Here is a 7,938-nt window from a genome sequence, read left to right as displayed (position 1 = left end):
GCCGCTCGAAGTGTTTGCCGAAACCCCAGCCGTGCTGGTGCCCGCCGCCGTGCCCGGCCAGGACTGGACGCAGGTCTGGCAGGGCGACACCTGGACGGCCAGCCTGCCGCTTTCGCCCGAACGCGGCGCCAGCCCAGCACAACTGCCGCTGGTGCTGGCCCCCGAGGGCCGCAGTGCGGGCGACGCGCCCCAGGGCTGGCATACCGTGGCCGCCGTCGAGGGGCAATGGAGCCGTGCGGCGCCGCTCACGGGCGTGTCCCCCGCGCTGGCCGCGGCCCTGGCGGCCAACCAAAACACCCCGCAACCCTCTGCTGCATCCGGCGGTGCGCTGCTCACGGCCCTGCTGGGCGGCCTGATTGGCGGGTTGCTGCTCAATCTCATGCCCTGCGTCTTCCCGGTGCTGGCCATCAAGGTGATGGGCTTTGCCCGGCATGGCAACCACCAGCGCGCGCAGCGCCTGGGCGGCGTGGCCTACACCGCTGGCGTGGTGCTGTCCTTCATGGCGCTGGGCGGCCTGCTGCTGGCCCTGCGCGCGGCGGGCGAGCAACTGGGCTGGGGCTTTCAGCTCCAGTCGCCCGCCGTGGTGGCGGTGCTGGCGCTGCTCTTTACGCTGATCGGGCTGAACCTGGCAGGCGTGTTCGAGTTCGGCCAGTTCGTGCCCGGGCGCCTGGCCACGCTGCAGGCGCGCCACCCGGCGGGCGATGCCTTTTTGACCGGCGTGCTGGCCGTGGCCATCGCCTCGCCGTGCACGGCGCCCTTCATGGGCGCGGCCCTGGGTTTTGCCATCGACATGCCCGCGCCGCAGGCGCTGGCCGTGTTTGCCGCGCTGGGCGTCGGCATGGCCCTGCCCTACCTGCTGGCCGCCTGGGTTCCTGCCGTGGTGGGCTGGCTGCCGCGCCCCGGCGCGTGGATGGACACCTTCCGCCGTGCCATGGCCTTCCCCATGTTTGCCACCGTGGTGTGGTTGGTGTGGGTGCTGGGCCAGCAAAGCGGCATCGATGGCGCCGGCGCCCTGCTGGCGCTGCTGGTGGCGGGCAGCAGCGTGGTGTGGGCACTGACGCTACGGGGCCGCACGCGCATCGTTATTGCTTCTGTTTTGATAGCATTTAGCGCATGGTTGGCGGGCACCATCGGCCCGAATGTGCTCCAACCCATGGAGGCACCGGCCCCCGTGGCGGGCGTGGGCAGCGCCCCCGGTGCGCTGTGGCAACCCTGGTCGGCCCAGCGTGTGCAGGAACTGACGGCGCAAGGCAAGCCGGTGTTCGTGGACTTCACCGCCGCCTGGTGCGTGACCTGCCAGTACAACAAGCGCAACGCCCTGCAGGACGCTGGCGTGCTGGCCGACTTTGACAAGCGCGGCGTGACGCTGCTGCGCGCCGACTGGACGCGGCGCGACAGCGCCATCACCACCGCGCTGGCCCAGCTGGGCCGCAACGGCGTGCCGGTGTACGTGCTGCTGGCCCCCGGCCGCGCGCCCGTGGTGATGAGCGAGATCCTCAGCGTGTCGGAACTGCGGGCCGCGCTGGCCATGCTCTGAAAGAGTCCCGGCCGATTTCCGCAGGCCTTCGTGGGGTCATGTAGTCAGGCTGTCACATCCGGTTGTTGCAATGGCAGGAAGCCATCGGCGCCTTCTGTACGAAGGCCCTGTTGGGCTTGGGGTGACCTGCACAACCCTCGCGAGTCGGTGGTAGTGCGGATCGGGATGGGCCACAAGGCGTCTTTTTGCGGCCAATAGCTCGGCTATTGGCAAGAAAAGCAACGCAGTGGACCGCCCGAGGCCGCGCTATCGCAGACCGCAGGGAGTTGTGCAGGTCATCCCTGACCTTTTCAACAACTATCGGAATTGTTCCCATGAAAAAATCCCTGATCGCCCTGGCCGTGCTCGGCACATTTGCGGGCATCGCCGCGGCCCAATCCAATGTCACCCTGTACGGGCGCGCCGACGCCGCACTGGGCAAGCCCTTTGGCGGCAAGTCGCAAATGATCAGCAACTACAAGGAAACCTCCATGCTGGGCGTACGCGGCGTGGAAGACCTGGGTGGCGGCCTGAAGGCGTCCTTCAACTTCGAACAAGGCATCAACATTGAAGACGGCGCCCTGACGGGCGGCGCGGCAGGCGCCTGGAACCGCGCGGCCTGGCTGGCCGTCGGCGGCGGCTTTGGCGAGTTCGCCATGGGCCGCATGACCACGGCGCAGAACCGCACCATGGGCATGTTCGACCTCAACGGCACGGCCAACAACACCTCGGCGCTGAAGAACCTCGGCCTGGACGCCGACGGTTCGCTGGGCGGCAACCGCGCCAACAGCCAGTTCATGTACACCTCGCCCAATCTGAGCGGCTTCCAGGCGCGTGCATCGGTGATCATGAAGGAAGACAAGGCCGCCCCCGCCGCCGGCGCTGCCGACACGCGCAAGGGCTCGTACCAGTTGGCTGCCAGCTACAAGAGCGGCCCGCTGAACCTGGGCGCCGTGGTGCAGAGCAAGCTGGCCGAAGGCGCCAACAACCGCACCGGCTATGCCCTGGGCGCGCGCTACGACTTCCAGTCCTTCCTGGTCAGCGCGCTGTACACGCAGGACGAATCCAGGAGCACCGGCAAGGGCTTTGGCCTGGGTGTGGCCATGCCGCTGGGGGCCTGGGTACTGGGCGCGCAGGTGGCCCGCGTGACGGACAACCCCAACCCCGCCCGCGAAGACGCCACGGCCTACGAGCTGTTCGCCAACTACTACCTGTCCAAGCGCACCATGCTCTACGCGGGCTACGGCGGCCTCGACAGCGCCGGCAAGGCGGTCAAGGGCACGACCGGCTCCAACACCTTCGGCCTGGGCCTGGTGCACAAGTTCTGACCCGCGGCGGCGCATGCCGCCGACCTCTTCCTGCCGTTGCCTGCGGGGGCGGCAAGCTTTAGCTAACGCCGCGCCTTGCGCGGCGTTAGCACTTTTCAGGCCCCCCCCACACGCTCCCACGCGGTGCGCGGTGCGCGGTGCGCTACCCACCAAGGGGCCGTTTTTTGCCTTGGGGCGACCCGGCGGCAAAAAAAAGAGCCGCCAATGAAGCAGCTCTTTTCCCGGTCGCTCGCAATGAAGTCCCTCGCACACACCGGGCGCCCTTGTCACCCTCAACAAAGGGTTTGACCTGCTCACACGGCGTTGCTGGCGCTATTGTGTGCCCGGCGCATGACATGGGCATGACCAAAGCGCAGCGCACGGGGCGACCGCCCGTGTTGCCGCGTGCAAGGCGATGGCCATTCTGGAAGGCGATCGCACAGGGGCATTGCAGCGAGGAAACGACGGGCCTTGTGGCCGTTTCAATGGCGGTCGCCAACAGAGGGCTCCGGCCCCATGGCGCCTTCTTGCTTTTTGTCGTTGACAGCGGGCTGGGCGCAATTTTTGAAGGCCCTCCTGCGCTTTCTGGGTCATTGTGCTTGCGGACATGCGGGTTTGTGCCCGCGTTGGAATGGCCGCTAATGCAAAATTTTGCCCCCCCTTCCGCGTGGAACCACACGCCTGTGCCAACCATGGAGGGGCGACGGTGTCTGCACTGCGCTATAACCCAGCCAATGACAACCCCCTTACCTCCCAACGTCGACACCGACGCAGCCATCACCACCCTGCTGCGCGAGTGCCGCTCCATTGCCGTGGTGGGCCTCTCGCCCAAGGCGCACCGCGACAGCCACCATGTGGCGCTGTACCTGCAGCAGCAGGGCTACCGCATCGTGCCGGTGAACCCGCTGGCCACAGAAATTTTGGGTGAACGCTGCTGGCCTTCGCTGACCGAGGCCGCCCGGCATGTGCAGATCGACCTGGTGGACGTTTTCCGCCAGAGCGACGAGGTACCGGTCATTGCCGACGAGGCCATTGCCATCGGCGCGCGGGGCCTGTGGCTGCAGTTGGGCGTGCACCACGACGCTGCCTGCGAGCACGCCCGCGCCGCCGGCTTGGCTGTGGTGCAGGACAAATGCACCCTGGTGGAACACCAGCGACTCAACGCCCTGGACGGAGCCGCACAGGGACGCCCGGCGAGCTAGGCGACAATCGGGGGATGAGTTACGCCCCCCTGACCAATGACACCTTCCTGCGCGCCTGCCGGCGCCAGGCCACCGACTACACCCCCCTGTGGCTGATGCGCCAGGCGGGCCGCTACCTGCCCGAATACAAGGCCACGCGCGCGCGCGCCGGCAGCTTCATGGGCCTGGCCACCAACGTGGACTACGCCACGGAAGTGACCTTGCAGCCGCTCGACCGCTTCCCGCTCGACGCCGCCATTTTGTTCAGCGACATCCTGACCGTGCCTGACGCCATGGGCCTGGGCCTGACATTCGCCGAGGGTGAAGGCCCGCGCTTTGCCAAGCAGGTGCGCGACGAAGCCGCTGTGGCCGAACTCGCCGTACCCGACATGGACAAGCTGCGCTATGTGTTCGACGCCGTCACCAGCATCCGCAAGGCATTGAATGGCCGCGTGCCGCTGATCGGCTTCTCGGGCAGCCCCTGGACGCTGGCCTGCTACATGGTCGAAGGCAAGGGCAGCGACGACTACCGCCTCGTCAAAAGCCTGATGTACAGCCGCCCCGACCTGATGCACCGCATCCTGGCCGTGAACGCCAACGCCGTGGCGCAGTACCTGAACGCCCAGATCGACGCTGGCGCCCAGGCCGTGATGGTGTTCGACAGCTGGGGCGGCGTGCTGGCCGATGGCGCGTTCCAGCAGTTCAGCCTGGAATACACCCGCCGCGTGCTGGCGCAGCTCAAGCGCACCGGCGTCGATGGCCAGGATGTGCCGCGCATCGTCTTCACCAAGGGCGGCGGTATCTGGCTCGAAGACATGAAGGACATCGACTGCGAGGTGCTGGGCCTGGACTGGACGGCCAACCTGGGCAAGGCGCGCGCCATCGTGGGTGGCCAGGTGGGTGGCCCCGGCAAGGCGCTGCAGGGCAATATCGACCCGAACGTGCTGTTCGCCCCGCCCGCGCAGATTGCGAGCCAGGTGCACGCCGTGCTCGACAGCTTTGGCAAGCCCCACACCGACCGCACGACGACCGGCCCGACGCACATCTTCAACCTGGGCCACGGCATCAGCCAGTTCACCCCGCCCGAGCATGTGACCGCGCTGGTCGAAGCCGTGCACAGCTATTCGCGCGCGCAGCGCCAGCGTTGAGCCTGGACGTCGCCCGCGCGGCGCCACTTATGCACACGGACGGCCCAGCGGGCACTGCGGCCGGTTCTCCTGGCCGCATGCGTGCAAAGTGGCAGCCAATCCATGGCATCAACGTAAGTGGTTGATTCATAAGGCGGCAAAGGCAATGCCTTTTTGGCAGGCAAAGCGACCAAAGCACGACGGCACAAGGGCTTGCGCGACCCACCAACGGGATATCAACAAAGTTATCCACAGAAAAGTGGGATGACTCCAAAAACCCTTGTCGCCACAAGCACTTGCGGCCGAAATGCAAAAAAATGAGTGAACTGGACACCCCGATTGACGCTATTGCGATCCACCGCCGCCCGCTGACGCGCCACGGACACTTGACTTGTGCACATTTCTGGGAGAGCGGCATTGCTGCGACCCACCCCATGCCCTGCAAAGCGCATGCTGTCGTAGCAAGCCATTGATTCAAAAGGTATTTTTTGCACCGCAGCAATTTTCTGCTTCTAGCACCGGTACAACGCGGCCAAGCTCCATACGGCCTGGCGGACAGGATGTCAACAAAGTTATCCACAGAATGCGGCCCGGCCTGTGCAAATGCCTGAAAATCAAGGCATTTGCCCTGATCGCCCCTCCGTGACCGCCCTCACCTACACCGTGCAGGTGGCCGTCAACACCCCGTCGCACAGCGGCGTGGACGACCTGCTCGACTACACCAGCACACAACCGCTTGCTCCCGGCACGCTGGTGCGGATACCCCTGGGCCGGCGCGAGGTGCTGGGTGTGGTGTGGGACACACCGGCCAATGCCCCGGGCACATCCCCCCACCAGTTGCGCGCCGTGGCTGGGGTGCTGGAAGGCCTGGCCCCGCTGAACGCCCCCTGGCGCCGTCTGGTGGCTTTTGCGGCGCGCTACTACCAGCGCAGCCTGGGCGAGGTGGCCCTGGCCGCACTGCCCCCGCAACTGCGCGACCTGCAGCCCGAACAGCTGGCACGCCGCCTGCGCCGCGCCAGCACACAGGGCGACACCTTCAACGCTACGCCTTTGATAGCGCTCAGCGCAGAACAGGAAAGCGCTAGAGCCGAAATTGATGCTAAAAAAGGCCCGTTCCTGCTGTTTGGCAGCACCGGCAGCGGCAAGACCGAGGTCTATCTGCGCTGCGTGCAGGACCTGCTGGCGCGCAGCCCCACCGCCCAGGCGCTGGTGATGGTGCCTGAGATCAACCTCACGCCGCAACTGGAAGAGCGTTTTGTGGCCCGCTTTGGCGCTGGCAGCGTCGTCTCGCTGCACAGCGGCATGACGAACCCGCAGCGCCTCAAAAGCTGGCTGGCGGCGCACAGCGGGCAGGCACGCATTGTGTTGGGCACGCGCATGGCGGTGTTTGCATCGCTGCCAGGCCTGGGCCTGATCGTCGTGGACGAGGAGCACGACCCCAGCTACAAGCAGCAGGAAGGCGCCCGCTACTCGGCGCGCGACCTGGCGGTGTGGCGCGGGCGCGAACAGGGCGCCAAGGTCCTCCTCGGCTCGGCCACGCCCTCGCTGGAGAGCTGGCATGCCAGCCGCCCGCCCAGCGCGGATGACCCCGAGGGCGGTCGCTACCAGCGGCTGGCCATGCCCAGCCGCATTGGCGCCGCGCAGTTGCCCCGCGTGCGCCGCGTGGACATGAACCACCAGCCCCGGCGCACCGTGTTCTCGGCCCCGCTGCTGGCCGCCATGACGCAGCGCATCGCGCGTGGCGAGCAGTGCATGGTGCTGCTCAACCGCCGGGGCTATGCCCCGGTGCTGCACTGCCAGGATTGCGGCTGGAAAAGCGACTGCCCGCACTGCAGCGCACACCAGGTGTTCCACAAGATCGACCGCAGCCTGCGCTGCCACCACTGCGGCTTTGCCGTGCGCGTGCCGCACGCCTGCCCCGGCTGTGGCAGCCCCGACATCGTGGCCCTGGGCCGGGGCACCGAGCAGCTCGAAGAACAACTGGCCGCCCTGATGGCCCACGTGCAGCGCCCGGACGGCGGCCCCGTGCGCGTGGCGCGCATCGACGCCGACAGCACCCGCGCCAAGGGTGCCCTGCAAAGCCAGCTGGCCCAGGTGCACGCGGGCGAGGTCGATGTGCTGGTGGGTACGCAAATGATCGCCAAGGGCCACGACTTTCGCCGCATCACCCTGGTGGCCGCGGTGCAGCCCGACGGCGCCCTGTTCTCCAGCGACTTTCGCGCGCCCGAGCGCCTGCTGGCCTTGCTCATGCAGGCGGCAGGCCGGGCCGGGCGCGACGCGGCCTATATGGCAGCGCAGGGAACGCAGTGCGAAATGTGGGTGCAAAGCTTTCACCCGCAGCACGCCGTGTTCGAGGCCCTGCGCACGCACGACTACCCGGCTTTTGCCGCGCAGCAGCTCAAGGAACGCGAGGAGGCCGCCATGCCGCCGTTTGCCTTCCAGGCCCTGGTGCGCGCCGATGCGCGCACGCAGGAGGTGGCCCAGGGCTTCCTCGCCGCAGCGAGCAGCGCCGCGCACGCCCACAGCCTGCCAGGGTTGGACCAGGTCACGCTCTACCCCCCGGTGCCGCTCACCATCCAGCGCGTGGCCCAGGTAGAGCGCGCCCAGATGCTTGTCGAGGGCAGCAGCCGCACCGCGCTGCAGCGCTTTCTGACCGCATGGCAGCCGGTGCTGCAGGCCACGCGGGGCCAGCCCGAGCACAAGGGGCTGATCCGCTGGCTGGTGGATGTGGATCCGCTGGCGATTTGATAGATTTTGGGTCTTAAGCGCTTGCCGAATAAGCGCGGACAGCTATTGAATTACAAGCG

5 protein-coding genes are annotated in these 7,938 nt (G+C 67.3%); all 5 read left to right on the top strand.

Features of this window, described 5'->3' with window-relative positions; all coding sequences use genetic code 11:
* The coding region (locus tag ACYVOC_RS18490; RefSeq protein WP_461162732.1) for a protein-disulfide reductase DsbD family protein at window positions 1-1,537 on the top strand (1,537 nt) is incomplete at its 5' end.
* Window positions 1,538-1,851: 314 nt separating this feature from the next.
* Window positions 1,852-2,844, top strand: a complete 993-nt coding sequence (locus ACYVOC_RS18485; RefSeq protein WP_461162731.1) for a porin — start codon at window positions 1,852-1,854, stop codon at window positions 2,842-2,844.
* 713 nt (window positions 2,845-3,557) lie between these two features.
* Window positions 3,558-4,025, top strand: coding sequence for a CoA-binding protein (locus ACYVOC_RS18480; protein ID WP_461162730.1), 468 nt, complete (start codon window positions 3,558-3,560; stop codon window positions 4,023-4,025).
* Between the two features lie 14 nt (window positions 4,026-4,039).
* Entirely contained in the window at window positions 4,040-5,152 is a 1,113-nt protein-coding gene (gene hemE / locus ACYVOC_RS18475; RefSeq protein ID WP_461162729.1) for a uroporphyrinogen decarboxylase, read from the top strand.
* A 582-nt stretch (window positions 5,153-5,734) separates the two neighbouring features.
* Window positions 5,735-7,879, top strand: a complete 2,145-nt coding sequence (gene priA, locus ACYVOC_RS18470; RefSeq protein WP_461162728.1) for a replication restart helicase PriA — start codon at window positions 5,735-5,737, stop codon at window positions 7,877-7,879.
* Window positions 7,880-7,938: the final 59 nt, after the last annotated feature.

It is taken from the genome of Simplicispira piscis (assembly GCF_054783455.1).
This window is presented reverse-complemented; position numbering and strand designations above follow the sequence as displayed.

What these genes read in the sequence shown, in the direction of transcription:
- ACYVOC_RS18480 (WP_461162730.1), top strand. Translation starts at nt 3,558, where the DNA reads ATGACAACCCCCTTACCTCCCAACGTCGACACCGACGCAGCCATCACC.
- priA (WP_461162728.1), top strand. Translation starts at nt 5,735, where the DNA reads ATGCCTGAAAATCAAGGCATTTGCCCTGATCGCCCCTCCGTGACCGCC.
- hemE (WP_461162729.1), top strand. Translation starts at nt 4,040, where the DNA reads ATGAGTTACGCCCCCCTGACCAATGACACCTTCCTGCGCGCCTGCCGG.
- ACYVOC_RS18485 (WP_461162731.1), top strand. Translation starts at nt 1,852, where the DNA reads ATGAAAAAATCCCTGATCGCCCTGGCCGTGCTCGGCACATTTGCGGGC.